At 60.4% G+C, this 17,162-nt stretch carries 17 protein-coding genes and 2 pseudogenes; 6 read left to right on the plus strand and 13 right to left on the minus strand.

What is annotated here, in order from left to right:
• Positions 1-6: 6 nt before the first annotated feature.
• Positions 7-576 (plus strand): flavodoxin, encoded by a 570-nt coding sequence (locus tag ACCD05_RS12150; RefSeq protein WP_413392887.1) that lies wholly within the window; start codon positions 7-9, stop codon positions 574-576.
• Between the two features lie 57 nt (positions 577-633).
• Here the strand turns inward: ACCD05_RS12150 and nadC are convergent, their stop codons facing one another.
• The 5 genes from nadC to ACCD05_RS12175 all read right to left on the minus strand — a co-directional run bounded on the left by nadC (position 634) and on the right by ACCD05_RS12175 (position 6,016).
• Positions 634-1,485 (minus strand): carboxylating nicotinate-nucleotide diphosphorylase, encoded by an 852-nt coding sequence (nadC, locus tag ACCD05_RS12155; protein ID WP_413392889.1) that lies wholly within the window; start codon positions 1,483-1,485, stop codon positions 634-636.
• Position 1,486: 1 nt separating this feature from the next.
• Entirely contained in the window at positions 1,487-3,025 is a 1,539-nt protein-coding gene (locus ACCD05_RS12160) for an L-aspartate oxidase (protein ID WP_413392891.1), read from the minus strand.
• Positions 3,022-3,993 carry a quinolinate synthase NadA gene (gene nadA / locus ACCD05_RS12165; protein WP_413392893.1) on the minus strand — a complete coding sequence of 324 codons (972 nt, stop codon included), beginning with the start codon at positions 3,991-3,993 and terminating at the stop codon, positions 3,022-3,024. Before nadA ends, ACCD05_RS12160 begins: the two co-directional genes overlap by 4 nt.
• Positions 3,994-4,060: 67 nt before the next feature.
• Positions 4,061-4,960 carry an NUDIX hydrolase gene (locus ACCD05_RS12170; RefSeq protein ID WP_413392895.1) on the minus strand — a complete coding sequence of 300 codons (900 nt, stop codon included), beginning with the start codon at positions 4,958-4,960 and terminating at the stop codon, positions 4,061-4,063.
• Positions 4,961-5,005: 45 nt separating this feature from the next.
• The gene (locus ACCD05_RS12175) at positions 5,006-6,016 is read right to left on the minus strand and encodes a type I glyceraldehyde-3-phosphate dehydrogenase (protein ID WP_413392897.1); all 1,011 of its coding nucleotides are present in this window, start codon (positions 6,014-6,016) and stop codon (positions 5,006-5,008) included.
• A 627-nt stretch (positions 6,017-6,643) separates the two neighbouring features.
• On the opposite strand from ACCD05_RS12175, the gene ACCD05_RS12180 reads away from it, so the two are divergent.
• Positions 6,644-7,132: a hypothetical protein gene (locus ACCD05_RS12180; protein ID WP_413392899.1), complete on the plus strand. Its 489-nt coding sequence runs from the start codon at positions 6,644-6,646 to the stop codon at positions 7,130-7,132.
• A gap of 229 nt (positions 7,133-7,361) precedes the next feature.
• Here ACCD05_RS12180 and ACCD05_RS12185 read toward each other — a convergent pair whose 3' ends face one another.
• Positions 7,362-8,861: a L,D-transpeptidase family protein gene (locus tag ACCD05_RS12185; protein WP_413392901.1), complete on the minus strand. Its 1,500-nt coding sequence runs from the start codon at positions 8,859-8,861 to the stop codon at positions 7,362-7,364.
• A 276-nt stretch (positions 8,862-9,137) separates the two neighbouring features.
• Here ACCD05_RS12185 and ACCD05_RS12190 point away from each other — a divergent pair.
• The 4 genes and pseudogenes from ACCD05_RS12190 to ACCD05_RS12205 all read left to right on the plus strand — a co-directional run.
• Positions 9,138-9,397 (plus strand): annotated as a pseudogene (locus tag ACCD05_RS12190) (WGR domain-containing protein).
• Positions 9,398-9,881: 484 nt separating this feature from the next.
• Complete coding sequence (locus ACCD05_RS12195; RefSeq protein ID WP_111564548.1) at positions 9,882-10,136, plus strand: type II toxin-antitoxin system Phd/YefM family antitoxin; 255 nt, start codon at positions 9,882-9,884, stop codon at positions 10,134-10,136.
• On the plus strand, positions 10,136-10,537 hold the full coding sequence (locus tag ACCD05_RS12200; protein ID WP_111564547.1) for a type II toxin-antitoxin system VapC family toxin: 402 nt from the start codon (positions 10,136-10,138) through the stop codon (positions 10,535-10,537). Before ACCD05_RS12195 ends, ACCD05_RS12200 begins: the two co-directional genes overlap by 1 nt.
• 45 nt (positions 10,538-10,582) lie before the next feature.
• Positions 10,583-10,843: pseudogene (locus ACCD05_RS12205) on the plus strand (tyrosine-type recombinase/integrase); the annotation flags it as partial.
• A 61-nt stretch (positions 10,844-10,904) separates the two neighbouring features.
• On the opposite strand, the gene ACCD05_RS12210 reads toward ACCD05_RS12205, so the two are convergent.
• The 7 genes from ACCD05_RS12210 to ACCD05_RS12240 form a co-directional block, all read right to left on the minus strand.
• Positions 10,905-11,639: a hypothetical protein gene (locus ACCD05_RS12210; RefSeq protein WP_413392904.1), complete on the minus strand. Its 735-nt coding sequence runs from the start codon at positions 11,637-11,639 to the stop codon at positions 10,905-10,907.
• A gap of 441 nt (positions 11,640-12,080) precedes the next feature.
• The gene (locus ACCD05_RS12215; protein ID WP_413392906.1) at positions 12,081-13,025 is read right to left on the minus strand and encodes a 2-hydroxyacid dehydrogenase; all 945 of its coding nucleotides are present in this window, start codon (positions 13,023-13,025) and stop codon (positions 12,081-12,083) included.
• 90 nt (positions 13,026-13,115) lie between these two features.
• Complete coding sequence (locus ACCD05_RS12220) at positions 13,116-13,904, minus strand: transporter substrate-binding domain-containing protein (protein WP_413392907.1); 789 nt, start codon at positions 13,902-13,904, stop codon at positions 13,116-13,118.
• 60 nt (positions 13,905-13,964) lie between these two features.
• Positions 13,965-14,924: an agmatinase gene (locus ACCD05_RS12225; protein WP_413392909.1), complete on the minus strand. Its 960-nt coding sequence runs from the start codon at positions 14,922-14,924 to the stop codon at positions 13,965-13,967.
• An 8-nt stretch (positions 14,925-14,932) separates the two neighbouring features.
• Complete coding sequence (locus ACCD05_RS12230) at positions 14,933-15,589, minus strand: amino acid ABC transporter permease (protein ID WP_413392911.1); 657 nt, start codon at positions 15,587-15,589, stop codon at positions 14,933-14,935.
• Positions 15,589-16,398: an amino acid ABC transporter ATP-binding protein gene (locus tag ACCD05_RS12235; RefSeq protein WP_111564542.1), complete on the minus strand. Its 810-nt coding sequence runs from the start codon at positions 16,396-16,398 to the stop codon at positions 15,589-15,591. The genes ACCD05_RS12230 and ACCD05_RS12235 overlap by 1 nt, the downstream gene beginning before the upstream one ends.
• Entirely contained in the window at positions 16,395-17,021 is a 627-nt protein-coding gene (locus tag ACCD05_RS12240) for a DUF1989 domain-containing protein (RefSeq protein WP_413392914.1), read from the minus strand. Before ACCD05_RS12240 ends, ACCD05_RS12235 begins: the two co-directional genes overlap by 4 nt.
• Between the last annotated feature and the right edge of the window lie 141 nt (positions 17,022-17,162).

The following is a 17,162-nucleotide window of genomic DNA, read 5'->3' on the forward strand; positions in this document are numbered from 1 at the left end:
CCTCTCATGTATGACAGCACCACGAGACGAAATATTCTGAAGCTTCTCCCCTTGGCAGGGTTGTCGGCGCTGGCGCCGGCAACTGCCCGATCGCAGGTGCCGGGCACTTCAGCCAGAACCCTGGTCGCGTTCTTCTCGCGCACCGGGAACACAGCACTTGTGGCAAGGCAGATTAGAAGAGCGCGAAACGCCACGCTCTTCGAGATCAAGGTCGCACGGCCTTATCCTGAAGACTACGACGAAACCGTCGCCCAGGCCGCGCGCGAAACCAGGGAGAATTATCTCCCGAAGCTCGAATATCTGGTGACGGATATTCGCCAATATGACGAAATCCATCTTGGCTTTCCTATCTGGGGAATGACCGCTCCGCCGGTTATACGCTCCTTCCTTCAGGGGCATGACCTCTCTGGGAAGCCGGTCACCCCCTTCATCACGCACGGCGGCTATGGTCTTGGCGATAGCCTTGATGTGGTCCGTTCGCTTGCGCCGCGATCCGATATTCGTCAGGCATTCTCGATGGAAGCCGATCAAGAACGCCGGACGCTGAAAGAGGTCACAGGCTGGCTCTCGCGGTAGTCAACCGCCTTCAACGCCGTTGCCATCGCCATCCATCCGTTCATCCTCGGTGCCTTATCAAGCCGGGAAATCAAGACCGATATCGAGAATGGGCGCGCTGTGGGTGATCCAACCGACGGAGATCAAATCAACCCCCGATGCCGCAATGTCGCGCGCGGTTTCACGGGTTATGCGCCCCGAAGCCTCCGTGATTGCACGCCCTCCGACCATAGCCACCGCGTCGCTGAGCTGCGGGGGACCCATGTTGTCGAGAAGAACCGCATCGACACCCTCCTCCATCACGTCCCTGAGCTGATCAAGCGTATCGACTTCGATCTCGATTTTCAGCATATGCCCCGCCGCTGCTTTCGCGCGACGCAGAGCCTCCCGGACACCACCGGCAATCACGATGTGATTGTCCTTGATCAACATCGCGTCATGCAGCGCGAAGCGGTGGTTCATCCCGCCGCCGGCACGCACCGCGTATTTTTCGAGCGCCCTCAGTCCCGGCGTCGTCTTGCGGGTACAGGCAACGGCCGCGCCGCTGCCGGCGACCGCTTCGACGATCGATGCTGTCACCGTCGCGATCCCTGACAGATGGCTGAGGAAGTTGAGTGCTGTGCGCTCACCGGTCAATATTCCTCTGGACGGCCCGCTGATGGTGGCGATCACGTCACCCGGTCCGACCGGGGCTCCCTCACGGATGTGCCGGGCGACTGATATCGCGGGATCGACCAGCTCGAATGCAAGGGCGGCCGCATCCAATCCTGCGACAATGCCGGGCTGACGCGCGGCAATGACGACGGTCGATATGTGATCTTCAGGAATGACCGCGGTCGAGGTGACGTCACCGGCCATCCCCAGATCTTCGGCAAGCGCTGTTCTGACCGCGGGTTCGATGACGAGACGTGGAAGAGATGTGACGTGCATTTCATGCACTCCTTGCGAAGTTTGATGCGCTTGCGGAACGGGCGATCCGCAACGCCTGTTCAAGCGTTATCCGGCCGCGCTCAGCAACCGCGTGCTTCAGCGGATAGTCGGTCCGGGCATGCGCCCCGCGCGACTCCGTGCGCAGGCTTGCGGAAACGGCGATCATCAACGCGACGATCGCGGGATTGGCCGCTATGTCATTGCCTTCCGCCATAGGCAACAGCTCCTCGATCGCCTGGTGAATGCCGACCGCGCCGCGCAGAACGCCAAGTTGGCGGGAGACAGTTGGGCGCACGGCCGTCGTGGCGGGTGTACCTGGCACGGTCGGGATTTTTCCGAGGAGAACCGACATCGACTCCGATCTCATGTCGTTGGCCGCACGCATGCCCATGACGGCGGCCTCCAGCAGCGAATTGCTGGCGAGCCTGTTGGCGCCATGCAATCCGGTCGAAGCGGCTTCACCCGCGACCCAAAGGCCAGCAACGGTACTGCGTCCGGCTCGATCCGTCGCAACACCGCCCATGTGGTAATGCGCGGCCGGGCGAACGGGGATCGGCTGCTCGGCGGGATCGGTCCCGGCCGAGCGGCAAGCGGCATGGATCGTCGGAAAGCGCGAGGCGAAGCGCGCGCCGATCGCGCGGCGCGCATCGAGAAAAACACGGCCACCGCGGGCGATCTCGGCGCTGATTGCACGCGCGACAACATCGCGCGGCGCGAGTTCAGCACCTGCAACATGCCTCATGAAGCGTTCGCCGCGCTCGTTGATCAGCACGGCGCCCTCGCCCCTCACCGCCTCGCTGATCAGGACCAGCGGGCGCCGATTGCCGTCAAGTGCGGTCGGGTGGAACTGGACGAATTCCATATCGGCGAGCACGGCACCCGCGCGCGCGGCGAGCGCGATCCCCTGGCCGAAGTTGCCGGCAGGATTGGTCGTCGCCTCATACAGTCCGCCAATGCCGCCGGTGGCGAGAAGAATGCGCGACGACGGCAAGACCATGCCCCCGCGAGAACTGGCGCAGAGCAAGCCGGAAACAACGCCATCAGTCGTTAATATCCCCCGCGCATCCACCCCTTCGATAACGGTGATTGCAGGATCGGCAAGGACAGCCTTTGTGAGGGCAGCGATGATCGCGGCGCCCGATCCATCCCCGCCGGCATGCACGACGCGCCGACGCGAATGGGCAGCCTCTAGGCCGAGCGCCAGACTCCCATTGCCATCTTGATCGAACGAGACGCCGAGACGCTGCAAGGCTCCGATCACGGACGACGCTTCAGCAATAATTTCGGCGGCTGCAGCGGCATCGCAAAGGCCATCGCCGGCAGCGAGGGTATCGGCAAGGTGCAGGTCCACACTATCATCCGCACCCATACATGCCGCGATGCCGCCCTGCGCCCACCCGCTCGAGCTCTCGGCGCCGAGATGTGCGCGGGTGACGAGCACGCAGGGCTCGGGAGACAGCGTCAATGCCGCGATCAGCCCGGCAAGCCCGCTTCCGACAATGACCGGTCGATCCGCGAGGTTTTGGAGGATCTCGGTCATATCGCCAGCATCCTTTCGACAGCGCGGCGAGCAGCAGTCGCGACATTGGCGTCGACGAAGACCTCGTGCTGGTTTTCCTCAAGCGCGGTTCGAATGTTGCGCAAGGTGATGCGCTTCATGTGCGGGCAGAGATTACATGGGCGAATGAATTCGACATCTGGATGATGCACCGCGACGTTGTCGCTCATCGAGCACTCGGTCAAAAGCACCACGCGGGCTGGCTTCTTCTCTCCGACATAGTCGGACATGACCGCTGTCGATCCCGCGAAATCGGCTTCCGCCACGACATCCGGCGGGCATTCGGGATGGGCTAGCACGGTGACGCCTGGATGGTTTTCGCGAAGCTGGCGCACATCCTCGGCGGAAAACAGCTCATGCACTTCGCAGTGTCCGTGCCAGGCGATGATCTCGACGTTCGTTTCCTTGGCGACGTTGCGTGCCAGATATTCGTCGGGGATCATCAAGACCCTGGGAACGCCGAGCGCCTCGACGACCTGCTTGGCATTGCCCGATGTGCAGCAAATATCCGAGGCTGCCTTCACCGCGGCCGATGTGTTGACGTAAGTGATTACGGGAACGCCGGGGTAAGCCTTGCGCAGCAGGGCGACGTCCTCGGGCGTGATGGAATCCGCCAGCGAACAGCCTGCCCCGGTGTCGGGGATCAGCACCGTCTTCTTGGGGTTCAGCAGCTTGGCCGTCTCGGCCATGAAATGCACGCCCGCGAGCACGATCACATCGGCATCGACCTCGATTGCCTTGCGGGCAAGCGCCAGGCTGTCACCGACGATATCGGCGACACCGTGGAAGATCTCAGGCGTTTGGTAGTTATGCGCGAGGATGACCGCGTTGCGTTTGCGCTTCAGCTCCAGGATTGCCTCGACATCCTCCTCGAAGCTCATCCATTCCGCCTTGGGAATGACCCGGCTGACACGGTTGTAAAGAGACGCGGCAGACACTGCGGTATTCATATTGTCCTCCATTATACTCATTTTGAGTATATCCAGAGCAAATAGATATTCTCACAATGAGCATATGTCAATTGCGGGCGAGAGGCAGCTTTGTCCCTGACAGGGCGCGTTCCTCGACAACCGTCTGCCGGAAGCGGAAGAGCTTGGCGGGGCGGCCCCCCGTTTCGCTTGCGATGCCGCCTGTTTCCTCGACAAGCTCCTGCTGCTCGATAAGGCGGCGGAAATTCTGCTTGTGAAGGCAAAGCCCCGCCAAGGCTTCGACCGTTCGCTGCAGCTGCAGCAAGGTGAAAGCACTCGGCATCAGCTCGAAGACGACCGGGCGGTATTTTATCTTCGCGCGCAGCCGCGCTATGCCGGTCGCCAGGATCCTGCGATGGTCGGCAAACATCGGCCGGCCGAAATTATCGCTCACATCACCCGCTTCGGCGACCAGCCCGGCTTCGTAGAGCAGCTCGTATCGTTGAAGCGTGAGATCCTCGTTCCAGCCCCCGTGATCAAGACCGAAGGTGAAGTCGGCGCGCTGGTGACGCTCGTCGCGCCGCCTTGGATCGGCGTCGGCCCAGACCCGGAGCTTCTCGATGATCGCATCGAGAACCTTGGGCCGCCCCTGCCGATGATCCTCCCACGGCAGATATTCGTACCATCCGTGCCATGCCGGACGGCCCGCGCCCGGCGCCTCCTGTTCGAGCACCAGCCCGAGATAGCTGATCGAGATCGTCCGTCCGCCGCGGATGTCGTTGTTGCGGTCTCGGTCGGCGAATGTGTAGAGCTGCTCGAGATAGCCGATCGGATGGCCGGTCTGCTCCTGTATCCATTCGCGCAAGCCGCTCTGCAGCGTGCGATGACCAAGCTCGAAGGGGCCGGACGGCAAGGCTTCGCCGGATCGCACCGTCATCACACGTGGCTCGTTGCCGGTGACGGCTGCCACAACAGCCATGAGTTCCGCGTGGGCAAGCCCGATCGTCAAGCAATTCTCCCTGAATTTAGCAACATCAATTGCATGCCGGCTACTCTACCGCCTGCCCGCAACCTTTTGCCCCAAGAGGTCTGCAACGTCGAGCATCCGGTTCGCGAAGCCAAATTCGTTGTCGTACCAGCCGAACACGCGAAGCAGTCCACCCGGCGCGATCGATGTCTCCGGACCGGAGACGACCAATGACTCCTGGCGCGCCCGCATGTCCACGGAAACCACCGGCTTCTCCGTCCAACCAAGAACACGTGACGCGGCGGCAGCTTTTTGCATCTGCGCGCGCGCATCGGCGAGTGACGGGGTGTCTCGCAACGACACTGTCAGATCGATCGCCGAAACGCTCGCCGTCGGCACCCTTATGGCACGCGCCTCGATCGCTCCAGCCAGCGACGGCAGGACCTTGCCGAGAAGCTTGTGCGCGCTGGTGGTCGTCGGCACCATGGAGAGCGCGGCGGCGCGGCTTCTCGCGAAATCGTCACGCGGCTGGTCAACCGTGGGCTGGCTCCCGGTATAGCAATGCACAGTGGTCATCTGGCCGCCCACCACGCCCCAGGCATCGTCGATAACCTTGAGCAACGGGGCAAGCGCATTGGTCGTGCAGGAAGCGTTGGAGACGATGAGGTGATCCCCAAGCATCTCCTCGTTGGCGCCGAGAACAACCGTCACATCGGCGGCCTCGGCGGGCCCTGAGATCAACACGCTTTTCGCGCCGGCTTCCAGCGCACGAGAAATGAACTCGCGTGTATAGGGCTGGCCCGTGCACTCGAGAAAGACATCGACATCCGAGAGGTCAAGCTGGCGGACATCGCGAACATTGTGGAAGGCGATCAGCCTGTCGCCCACCTGCAGCGCCTGGTCGCGGACCGCGACCTCTTCCGGCCAGGGGCCGAAAACACTGTCATACTGGAAGAGGTAGCCGCAGCTTTCCAGCGTCGCGACATCGTTGATCAGGACGAGTTCGAAATCCCCGCCCTTGCTCAGCAGGATACGCAAAACCGTTCGGCCGATGCGACCGAAACCATTGATGGCTATTTTCGTCTTCCGCTTTGTCATGTGTGCCCGGACTCACATTGCCTGTCATTGCTCGGTACGCCCGTCAGACGGATTTCGCAACATGGAGATCTGGCTTCCTCAGCCTCCGTGGCAGCGCAACCGCCGACTGCGCGGATATGTCCCTCCCGGGTCTGCGATTGATTGTTACAAATGGAAAAATCGGGGGCACATCTCTGCGACAAATCAATATTAGCTATGCGTCACGCAAAGCTGGCAGGCACGATTGAAATGCCAACGGCTGACTCGGGCCGCGGTCAATCACGGAGGCGACAACGACCGTTGAGTTCGATCGGATTGGTGGGCGTGCTGTTTGCCGCGAGCCGTTGGCCGATGAATGCCATGAACGGTGCGCGGCGACGACCGACGTGTGAAACAGACGAAAGAGAACGTGAATCATGTTAGAAATGATCCACGTCCTGCGCTTTCGCTCTCTACCTTGCGCAAGCGTGGTGTTGCTACCTAATTCCGGAAGATTGGAGCAGGCGTCGGGGACTGACAGTTTCAGTGGTTTCATCCCGACCGGTCGATAAAGAGCGACGAGAACACCGCGCGTTGCCACTCATGTCACCGCTCTCGTCAGCAGGGCCAGTTCATGTTCACGCTTTTTGAAGCAAAGAGCGTCAGCAGTTGAGCACGCCGTTCACGAAGATCTCGGGCAGCGCACGCCAGCGGCTCGGCGGACGCATCGTCCTTGCCGTCTGCATGGACACGCTCATGCTGCTTGGCCTCGCATACTGGTGGCTCGAAAACCTCGCCCAGGAGCTTTTTGGAACCGCGTTGTTCCTGCTTCTTGCAAGGCATATCTACCGGAACCGGAGCTGGTTTCGGAACATCGTCAAAAGGCATTATGGTTTACGACGCACGGTTGTCGTCACATTTCATGCCGCGCTCGCTCTGAACATGGCTGCGCTTCTGGCAACAAGTCTCGCCATATCCCAATCCCTATTCGCGGCTCTGCCACGGCCGGATAGCGCCGTGCTGACCGAAATACACTGGTTCTCTTGGGCCGTGATCGCGATCGGGTGCCATGTCGGGCCGCACTGGTCGAGGATCGGGGCAATCACGAGCGCCGCCCTCGATCTGCCGCCGGCCACACCGGCTCAGACACGGTCCTGACGTTACTCGCCGTCGTGCTTGTCGCAATCGGCATATCGTAGCCTTTCAGCGCTCGGTGTCCAAACGAAGCTATCCTTTGAGCTAAGTCCCAATTTCTGGGACTTCAGCACTTCGGTAACACCATTCTTTGTCCGCAGGACCGGTGTTCTTGCACTGCCCGCGATCGCAACCTATTGCGCAATGGATATTGTTCCACGCCTCCGAACGCGATCGAAGCTCTGATGTGACGCTAGGAGCGGCTTGCGCTCGTTGCGGCTATCGCGTTGAGCGTCTGCGCATCGCGACCATAGATGTCGTCGTAATAGTGAATGATGCCGTCGGCCGTCGGCCATGCCGTGAAATAGGAGACGTAAACGGGAACTTCCTCGGGAACCGGAACGTCCTTCTTCTCACCGCCCGCAATTTCCTGCGCGACCGAATCCACCGATGTTTTCAAGACGGCGGCGGCCATGGCTCTCGGATTTTCCAGCCGCACGCAACCGTGGCTGAACATTCTATCCTGCGAAGCGAATTTTCCGCGCGCCGGCGTGTCGTGCATGTAGATGGCATGCGGATTGGGGAACAATATCTTCAGCTGGCCGAGCGCATTATCGGGGCCTGGCGGCTGTACGACGGCGATATTCTCGAGCGGTTGCGCCCAATCGACTTTCGCCGAGGACATCGGCTTGCCGTTGACCGATACCTTGTAGCCCTCGCGGTCGAGGTAGGACGGATCCCGCTTCAGATGCGGAAGCATCTCGTTCTTGATGATCGACTGCGGCACCCCCCAATCGGGATTGAATTCGACTGTCTTGATCGAAGCATCGAAAAAGTTCGTCTGGTGATCTTGCTGCCCAATCACCGCCTTCATCGAAAGGGTGACATCGCCGTTCTCGGTGTAGTAGGCCATATAGGCCGGCTGATTGATGAATACGTACCGATCCGGAAACTCCTGCGGCAACCATCGCAGCTCCTCCATGGCGACAATCACCTTGTTCTTGTTGACGGTCGTATCCCCGCCCTGGCCTGATGTTCGCAACCAGTGCAATTCGGCGGCGAGCTGGGCAAACTTTGGACTGCTCGGCATGAAGCGGTCGACCGCCGACGCCAGGTTTTGCGCTGCTGCCAACTGAGCAAGCGTCGCTTTCAAATCGACGGGCTTACGCTTGAAGTCATAATAGTTCGACAGCTTGTTCGGATCGATGCGCCCCCTGAAATTATCCTGGAGAAACATCAGCATATTGTTTGAGAGGGACAGTTCGAACGCTGCCAAAGCTTTGGCGCGGTCGGGCGAATTCTGCTGCAAAGTCTCCGGAGATGGCGAAACGGCATAGTCCGAAACGGTTAGTCCCCAATCGTCGGCCTGCCGCAAGAGGTCAAGCGCTTGCCTCGCCTTGGCGTTCGGTCCCTTCGCGTCAGTCCAGATGAGCTTTGTTTTCGGCTGACCATAATAGGCTTCAAGCGCGGCGGCAATGTCGCTGTTCATCGATGGAGAAAGGCCAGCCATCTCCCGCAGGACCTTGGCCGGGTTTCCAGCCCCGCTTTCGAACAGCGTCGACAGCGCTGAATCGTCACCGTGACCGACGACATGCACGAGCCGGCGCTCGGGAACGGCATATCCCTTCGAGGCGGAGAGCTGCGCAGCGGGCGCGGCGGGCTGCGGCTCCGCACGTGCGCCTATCCCGCTTGCCATAATCGCGACCACGCTCATCAGAGTGATCTTCAGGCGTAAAGCTGATGTGTCTGCCATTCCAAATATCCCCAGCACTCGACGAGAAAAGCCACTCCGGATGAGCACACTATCTTCGCTTGTCGTCACCGCGGACTAGAGCGGCAACATTCAGGCGGAAGCTGGGCAAAACGCCATCACGAGAGGTTGAAAGCAGGACCACGACAAAAATGTCACGCGTATGAAATGCAGGCGCGACAGTATGGTGGGCGGGTCATCACTCAGGTGAATCGATCACCCTCGATTGATTCATAAGTCTCGTTGGACGCCAGCACCTGCTTCCCCGATTCTAGGGGCATGATCGCTCAGCCATATCATCACCATGTCGAACGCACGGACGCCGAGAGGAACATGGCCCGGTATTACATCATGAAGATCTCCCTGGCGCTATTCGGCGAGATCCGCCTGACACGCAGCTGGGGTCGGATTGGCCAAAATGGACAAACCAAGGAGCACCATTTCGAGCGTGAGACGGAGCAGTCGGTCTGTTTCTCGCGCTCGTCCGGCAGAAGCGGGCACGCGGTTATCGGCCGCGTGTCGCACCTCTCAGCCCATGAGACCGGGCCGCGGCTGGTCGATTTGACGCCGTGTCAGGCGCCACACTGGCGACGCCTGACACGATCATAGGCTCAGAAGTCTTCCCAGGCTTGGTCCACGACCGCTACCGCGGCCGGCCGGCCATCACGGCGCCAGGATATGATTTCATCGTGCATGGATGCAGTCCCGTCTTATATCGGCTGTCATTACACGGCATGCTCCCGTCGAATGCAAAAGTCTGCAAAACCTGCGATGCAAAGGTTAGGTGTATCGCATCCCACGTCATCGTCGGCGACACTCCGCCTCTGAACGATCGTGCGCTTCAGCGATATTCGGTCGGATTTAGGAAATCCCTCCCAAAAGCATTCTCGGACGTCGTTGATATGGTTCCCGGATAGGCCACGAACGCCAAGATTTTACTTCTAAACGTGCACTCCGGGCTTTCGGATGATTGAGAACAGTGCTATTTGTGGCTAGACAGCCTAGCTAGATTGGAGCAAATTCATGGATTGGCAGCTGCAGGACGCTAAAAACCAATTTTCAAAAGTAGTGCAAAAAGCCCGCTTTGAAGGCCCGCAAGAGATAACCGTGCGTGGCGAGCGGACGGCGGTTGTCTTGTCCGCAAAAGACTATGACGCTTTGCGCGCAGGGCGACCGACTTTGGTCGATGATCTGCTTGCCGGTCCGCCTTGGGATGACGCCTTCACCGACGCGGTCGACGCGCGGGCTAAAGTCTCAAGCCGCGACGTGGCTTTCTGATGTATCTAGTGGATACGAATATCGTCTCGGAGGCAAGGCGGGGCACCCCGCAGGCAGTGTCCTGGCTGCGCTCGGTCGATCCTCTCAGCGTCCACTTGAGTGCGCTGACGCTTGGTGAGATCATGCGCGGTATTGCCTTGAAACAAAAATCAGATCCCAAGGCTGCGGCACATCTTGCCGAATGGCTGCGCAAGCTGCGCCACGATCATTCTGACCGCATCCTCACGGTGACCGACGAGATCGCAGTCGAATGGGGCCGCATCGCCGCGATCCGTCCGCGCGGAGACATCGACGGGCTGATCGCAGCCACCGCAATCGTCCATGACCTGATCCTCGTCACTCGCAACGTCAAGGACTTTGAGGACACAGGCGCAGCCGTGATCAATCCATGGGAAGCGTGAGATGAGCGACATCCTCGGTGGAGAAGCTGTGGCGGACGAGCCTTCCAACGACTGAATGACAAGGAAGTAGCTCGGCTGGTGAAGCGGGCCGCAATGGCGGCCGGCGTTCGCGGTGATCTTAGCCAGATCGGACGCGCCATCAAATTCTCCGGACATTCCCTTCGCGCGGGCTTGGCCTCCTCCGCCGAAGTCGACGAGCGTTACGTCCAGAAACAGCTCGGTCATGCTTCAGCGGAGATCACACGCAGATATCAGCGCCGGCGGGATCGCTTCCGCGTGAATCTCACCAAGGCATCAGGGCGTTAGTTGGCCCTCCCCTACTCCGCAGCGAAATCGAAAGAGGAGATTTCAGTGCCGAATTCCTCGCTTAGCGCTTCAATTGAAATCGGGAGCTAAAAGCCACAGCCGTATCGCCGCGTGCAAGAGATGTCATGCGCTCGCGCAATCTCGCGATCGGTGCGGTAATCCCGCGCGCGGACACCAGCAGGGCCGCCGCGATACTTGCCGCGAAGATGAGGGTCAGCATCGTGAGGGAGATGAAAATCGTCGAGCGCGTCTGCTGGGTCAGCTCGTTCGCTCGTGCATTGATATTCTTCTTCATCAATGTCGTGAGATCGCGCATATCGGACAGCAGTGGCCTGATCAGGATATCCGCCTGCGCCAGAATCGCTAGCGCTTCGGCTGCACGCCCGCTTCCCAATTTGACGGCGGCATCGGTCTTGGCGATCACGTCATTCGACCTCGCGATGAAGGCATCGATCGCCTCCGCATCCTCTGGACGACCACCCTTGGACTGCTGGAGGCGAGCGATCAGGCTCCCGGCGGTGTCCTTGTAAAAGTCGCTCGCCGCCTTGAAGGCCGGGTCCTGAGCGTCGTAGGCAAGCGTCTGGTAGGCCGCGTAACCGATGGAAACCAGGCTTCGCGTGGAGGCGACGAGGTCGACCTCTGCCTGATAATCTTGCGCGATGAACTCCGAATAGGTGGAATCGACGGCTTTGAATTTATCGGACATGAAGAGCGTGGCGCCGATGCCCACGACGCAGATGGGAATGACGAGAGATAGCATTTTCGTGCGAATGCGCGCGTTTTTCAGAAACGACATGTGACCTCTGTTTGACGGGATCGAGTGTCACGAGGCCGCGAATTCCCATTCGACAGCACAACGGCACATGACGTGCCGAAGCGATGCGTATCGTCACGCCATGCAGGGATAGGTCCATGGTTTCTTGGCCGCCAATCCACTCATCGATCGGGTGGGGATATCGACATGGCAGAGATCTTGGCCATCATGGCGACTTGAGCGGCTTCTACCAGTTACAAATTCGGCTCAAGGCTAAGGTTTCCAGTATGTCTTAGAGGCAAATCGAAAGCACGGCGTAGCATGCGCCATGCCTACGCTTAAATCATCTAAGCAAATGCAATCCAGGACTATTTACTAGTTGTGAGAGCGTGGCCGCGCAATCAGTCTTTACTGGAATCAGTTTTCATAAAAATTGAACCAACATGCATCTTCCCGGCATCTCAAAACGATGCCAGGACGCGGCTAATAGCCCCGATCGAAATCGATCCCGTCGGGCGGGACGCCGGTCGCGCGGTATTCGCCGATCGTGTTGGCGACGATCTTTGCCGCGGTCGACGGGTTGGTGGGCGCCGAGATATGCGGCAGCACGGTCACGCCGGGGTGATCCCATAGAGGGCTCTGCTCATCGAGTGGTTCGGTCTCGAAGACATCAAGCACGGCATGCTTGACAGCGCCTGCATCGAGCGCCGCTATCAGATCGAGCGTCTTCACGATGTGGCCGCGCCCAAAATTGATGAAGCCGGCATTCGCCGGTAGCAGAGCAAATTCACGCGCGCCGAGGAGCCCCGTCGTTTCAGCCGTCAATGGCAGCAGGCAGACCACGATATCCGATGTCCTGAGCATGGCGTCCAAGCCGTCTGCGCCGAAATAGGTCTCGACACCGTCGACCTGCTTTTCGGTCCGGCTCCAGCCGCTGACCGCAAAACCCGCCAACCGCAGTTGTCGCGCGGCCGCGCGGCCGAGCGCCCCGAGGCCCAGCAGGCCGACCCGCGTGTCGGGTGCCGACCGATAGGGAAGCTGCCGCCAAAGGCTTTGGCGTTGCTGCATGTCATAGGCGGGCATGTCGCGGGAGAGATAGAGGGTCCAGGCGAGCACGGCCTCGGCCATGGTGCGCGCGAGATCAGGATCGACGAGGCGTACGATCGGACGTGAGAAGCCCTTGAGTTCCAAGACCAACCGCTCGACACCAGCCCAGAGGCTGTGCACCCATTTCAGGTTCGGCAGCCGCTCGAGATCGGCGGGGTCGGGATTGGCGACGATGGCGATATCGACACGGCCGAGCTCATCCGGCGAAAGCTGACGAATGGAACGGATGGTTTCTTGCGGCATGGCTGCGCTGAGCGCCATGAGCCAGTTGCTTTCGGCTGCTTCGGACAAGCGCGTGACAAGCGCGATGAGAGGCGACATCGATCTGCTCTACATGGATTGCCCGGCGTGAAGCCTGGCGGCATCAAGGAAAAAATGGCCGGGCACTTTCGGTGCCCGGCCATGCGATCATTACTGAATGGTCTTGATCGGCTCCTTCGGCGTCGGATCGAAGCCGACCAGATCGGTCGTCAGCTTGGCGTAGGTGCCGTCGGCAACCATGTCGGCCAGCGCCTTGTTCACGGCCTCGACCAGATGCGGCTTGCCCTTCTTGAAGGCGAAGCCCTTTTGAACGTGGCTGACATAATCGTCGGTCATGGTCAGCGGCATCTTCGCGGACTTGATGGCGTAGGCGGCGGCGATCGCGTCGGTGATGACGGCGTCGACGTTGCCGTTGACGAGGTCCTGCATGGCGTCGGATTCGGCCTTGTAGCCCTTGGCGGTCGCGCCCTTCTCCTCGGCGATCTTCGTCCAGCTCGATGCGACGAGCGCACCGACCGTCTTGCCCTTGAGATCGGCAGCGCTCTTGATCGCGGAATCGTTCGGGATGACCACGCGGCCGCCGGATTCAAGCCAGCCGTTCGAGAAGGTGACCTGCTGCTGACGGGCTTCGGTGATGTCCATGGCGGCGCTGATGACGTCGTACTGGTCAGCCTGGAGGCCGACGAGCAGCGAGTCCCACTTGATCAGGACGGGCGTGTATTCGAGGTTGAGGCGCTTCGCGACTTCGGTCATGACGCGGATTTCGAGACCGTCGAGCTTGCCATCAGGCGCGCGCATGCTGAACGGCGCGTAGGTGCCTTCGGTGGCGACCATCAGCTTGCCCGGCTGAAGCAGCTCGAGGTCGGCGGCGTGGACGATGGAGCTCACGGCCATGCCCGCAAGGGCGGCGGCGGTCATGATGAGAGACTTCAATTTCATGGTCAGTTCCCTTTTATGTTGGTTCGGTGCATTCACGCGGCGTCGCGGCGCCGGTTTTCGTTAACCCTTCGCCTGAGCGCGTTGGGAAGCAAGCAAGGCCATCAGTTCCGCCATCACGGTCGCGGCCATCAAGGCGGTGATCTGTCCCGGCCCATCGTAGAGCGGATTGGCCTCGACCACGTCGCAACCGACGAGGTTGATGCCGTGGAGGGCGCGCAGAATCTGCAAGGTCTCGCGCGCCGTCGGCCCACCCGCCTCTGGTGTCTGGACCGCGGGGGCCGCGGACGGATCGATGAAATCCATGTCGAAGGAAATGAAGGCCGGCCGGCCGTCGACACGATCGGCGATGCGCCGGGCGAGACGATGAGGGCCGAGATCGAGTGCGTCGTCGGTCGTCAGCACGTCGTAGCCGAGATCGATCGACTGGCTGATATCGTCCTTTTGGAACAGCGAGCCCCGCATGCCGATCTGAATAGAGTGCGCGGGATCGATGATGGCTTCCTCCGCGCCGCGGCGGAACGGGGTTCCGGCGCTATACTTCTTGCCGGCGAAATACTTGTCCCAGGTGTCGGTGTGGGAATCGAAGTGAACAAGTGAGATCGGGCCATGGACCTTGGCGAGCGCCCTGATCTCGGCCAGCGTGATCGAGTGATCGCCGCCGATCGCGAAGGGGACGATGCCGGCATTGACCAATGCCGCGACAGATTCCTCGATGCGCTCCAAGGATTCGATCTCGTATCCCGGCACGACGTTGGCGTCGCCGACGTCAGCCACGGCAAGCTCTTCGAAGACATTGATATTGCCGCGATAGGGATTGATCGGACGCAGCATCACCGACATGGCGCGCACCGCGTTCGGCGCGAAGCGCGCGCCGGTGCGGTATGGACCGCCGGAATCGGAGGGAAGTCCGATCACGGCCGCGTCCAGCCCGCTCAATGTCGTTGCCTGCGGTAGGCGCATGAAGGTCGGGACACCGCAAAACCGGGGCGTTTCAAGCGAGTCGATCGGCAGGACACTCATGGCTGACCTCAACCCAGGTTGGCATAGCGTCGCTCAAGCCAGGAAGCGACGAATGTAAGGATCGTGGTCAGGACGAGATAGATGACGGCTACCGCGATATAGAACTCGAAGGGACGGAAGGTTGCCGCGATCAGGGTCTGCGCATAAAGCGTCAGCTCGACGACGGTGATGGTCGAAAGAAGCGAGGTGTTCTTCAGGGTTGAGATCGCCTCGTTGGTGACTGCTGGCAGGATGATGCGAAAGACCTGCGGGAGGATGATCGTGCGCATGGTCTCGCTCGGGCTGAAGCCGAGTGCCAGCGCCGATTCATTCTGGCCGCGCGGGATGGCGTTCAGGCCACCGCGTACGATCTCGGCGATATAGGCGCCGCTGTTGATACCGAGCGCGATGACGCCGGCGGTAAACGGCGAAAGCCGGATGCCGATCTGCGGAAGGCCAAAATAGATGATGAACACCTGGATCAGCGTCGGCGTGCCGCGAATGAACCAGATATAGAAGCCCGCCGCCACGCGCGCGGATTTCCATTTGGAACGCTGCGCCAAGGCAGCCAGCAGCCCGCATGCCCAGCTGACGACGATCGTCAGGATCGTCAGGCCGAAGACCGTCCAGGCGGCTTCAAGAAAACCTGGACCATAAAGCTGAACTTCTTCGATAAAACCGCTCATTACGCCTGCGCTCCCTGACCTTGATCGTTCGAGAAGGAATGACCAACGTCGTCATGCAGGATGCGATGAAGGAACTGCTTCAGGCGGTCGCTTTCGGGGTGCCTCAGAATATCTGGCGGCCCCTCTTCGGCGATCACGCCCTTGTCGAAGAACAGGACACGCGAGGAGACGTCGCGCGCGAAGGCGATCTCGTGGGTAACGAGCAGCATGGTCATGCCCTCGGACGCCAGTGATGCCATCAACACGAGAACTTCGTGGACGAGCTCCGGATCGAGCGCCGAGGTGACCTCGTCAAACAGCATCAGCCGCGGCTTCATGGCGAGCGCACGGGCAATCGCCACGCGCTGCTGCTGGCCGCCCGAAAGTCGCGACGGATAGCTATGGCGCTTTTCGAACAGGCCGATCCGCGACAGTAGAGCCTCGGCCTCCTCGATCGCCCGCGCGCGGGGCAGCTTCAAGAGACGGATCGGCGCATGCGTGACGTTTTCGAGCACCGTCATGTGCGGCCAGAGATTGTAGCTCTGGAACACCATGCCGACGCGCGCTCGCAAGGACTGCAGCTGCGACGGCGTGGGAAAGAAGCGCGAGGCTGGACGGAAATCGAAAGACAGGCCCTCGAACTCCATGAAACCCGATTGCGGCATTTCCAGCGCGTTGATCGAGCGCAGGAAGGTGCTCTTGCCGGAGCCGCTGGCGCCGATGATCGAAACGACCTCGCCCGCCTTGACGTCCAGCGAGACGCCTTTCAGCACCTCGTTCTCGCCAAAGCTCTTGCGGATTTCGCGCAGTTTCAGAAGCTGCTCGCTCATGCTGACACCTCCGACGGATAGGTATCGAGGATATTGACCGCCACATCGCGCGGGGTGCGCGCGGCGCCGTTGATCGGCGTGATGTCCTGCGGACAGGCCGACAGGACCAAGATCAGATCCATCTCGGCGCGCATGACAACATAGTCGCCGGCAGCCGTATCGGGCGGAACGCGATCGACGGTGCCGTCAGCGGTGACGGGCACGTTCATGAAGAGGTTCAACGACGCGGGCGTGAACGGCATTTCGATACCTACGCCAGAAAGCGCCTCGTGGAAGTTGTCGGTGCAACTGCGATGATACTCCTCGCATCCGAGCTGCTGATAGAGCTCGCGATTGCACGGGCAAAGCAACGTGTCGTGCCTGACCTTGGCGCTGTCGGCGACCATTGTCAGCATGGGGCGGCGGCGTGAACTCATCAGCGCCATCCCCTCGGTGAAGAAGATGTTGCTGTTCATCGAACGCGTGTGATCGAGCGAAGACGTCTCGAAGTGATCGCTGTCAGCCAACGCCCAGGCATCGACAACCTGGTTGCCATGGGTGTTCGTCACGAGGGCAAATTGCCCGGCCTTCATCTTGAAGGAGCGCCCCCTGCTGGCGGGCACGATATCTGCGTCTAGGCTCATTTCAAACTCGTCTTTCTTCGATGCGATCGGCATTGAGTGAGGGTCGATCGATCAAGTCCCAGCAACCCTATTCAGTATACCAGTGGAGTTCAAGTAGCAATTTCAACAAATTACAGCCCACATAATCGGCTTCGTGCGTGT

This window comes from Rhizobium sp. Rhizsp42 (assembly GCF_047304155.1).
Taxonomy (GTDB): Bacteria; Pseudomonadota; Alphaproteobacteria; order Rhizobiales; family Rhizobiaceae; genus Rhizobium.

What these genes read in the sequence shown, in the direction of transcription:
- ACCD05_RS12150 (WP_413392887.1), top strand. Translation starts at nt 7, where the DNA reads ATGTATGACAGCACCACGAGACGAAATATTCTGAAGCTTCTCCCCTTG.
- nadC (WP_413392889.1), bottom strand. Translation starts at nt 1,485, where the DNA reads ATGCACGTCACATCTCTTCCACGTCTCGTCATCGAACCCGCGGTCAGA.
- ACCD05_RS12160 (WP_413392891.1), bottom strand. Translation starts at nt 3,025, where the DNA reads ATGACCGAGATCCTCCAAAACCTCGCGGATCGACCGGTCATTGTCGGA.
- nadA (WP_413392893.1), bottom strand. Translation starts at nt 3,993, where the DNA reads ATGAATACCGCAGTGTCTGCCGCGTCTCTTTACAACCGTGTCAGCCGG.
- ACCD05_RS12175 (WP_413392897.1), bottom strand. Translation starts at nt 6,016, where the DNA reads ATGACAAAGCGGAAGACGAAAATAGCCATCAATGGTTTCGGTCGCATC.
- ACCD05_RS12185 (WP_413392901.1), bottom strand. Translation starts at nt 8,861, where the DNA reads ATGGCAGACACATCAGCTTTACGCCTGAAGATCACTCTGATGAGCGTG.
- ACCD05_RS12195 (WP_111564548.1), top strand. Translation starts at nt 9,882, where the DNA reads ATGGATTGGCAGCTGCAGGACGCTAAAAACCAATTTTCAAAAGTAGTG.
- ACCD05_RS12200 (WP_111564547.1), top strand. Translation starts at nt 10,136, where the DNA reads ATGTATCTAGTGGATACGAATATCGTCTCGGAGGCAAGGCGGGGCACC.
- ACCD05_RS12210 (WP_413392904.1), bottom strand. Translation starts at nt 11,639, where the DNA reads ATGTCGTTTCTGAAAAACGCGCGCATTCGCACGAAAATGCTATCTCTC.
- ACCD05_RS12215 (WP_413392906.1), bottom strand. Translation starts at nt 13,025, where the DNA reads ATGTCGCCTCTCATCGCGCTTGTCACGCGCTTGTCCGAAGCAGCCGAA.
- ACCD05_RS12220 (WP_413392907.1), bottom strand. Translation starts at nt 13,904, where the DNA reads ATGAAATTGAAGTCTCTCATCATGACCGCCGCCGCCCTTGCGGGCATG.
- ACCD05_RS12225 (WP_413392909.1), bottom strand. Translation starts at nt 14,924, where the DNA reads ATGAGTGTCCTGCCGATCGACTCGCTTGAAACGCCCCGGTTTTGCGGT.
- ACCD05_RS12230 (WP_413392911.1), bottom strand. Translation starts at nt 15,589, where the DNA reads ATGAGCGGTTTTATCGAAGAAGTTCAGCTTTATGGTCCAGGTTTTCTT.
- ACCD05_RS12235 (WP_111564542.1), bottom strand. Translation starts at nt 16,398, where the DNA reads ATGAGCGAGCAGCTTCTGAAACTGCGCGAAATCCGCAAGAGCTTTGGC.
- ACCD05_RS12240 (WP_413392914.1), bottom strand. Translation starts at nt 17,021, where the DNA reads ATGAGCCTAGACGCAGATATCGTGCCCGCCAGCAGGGGGCGCTCCTTC.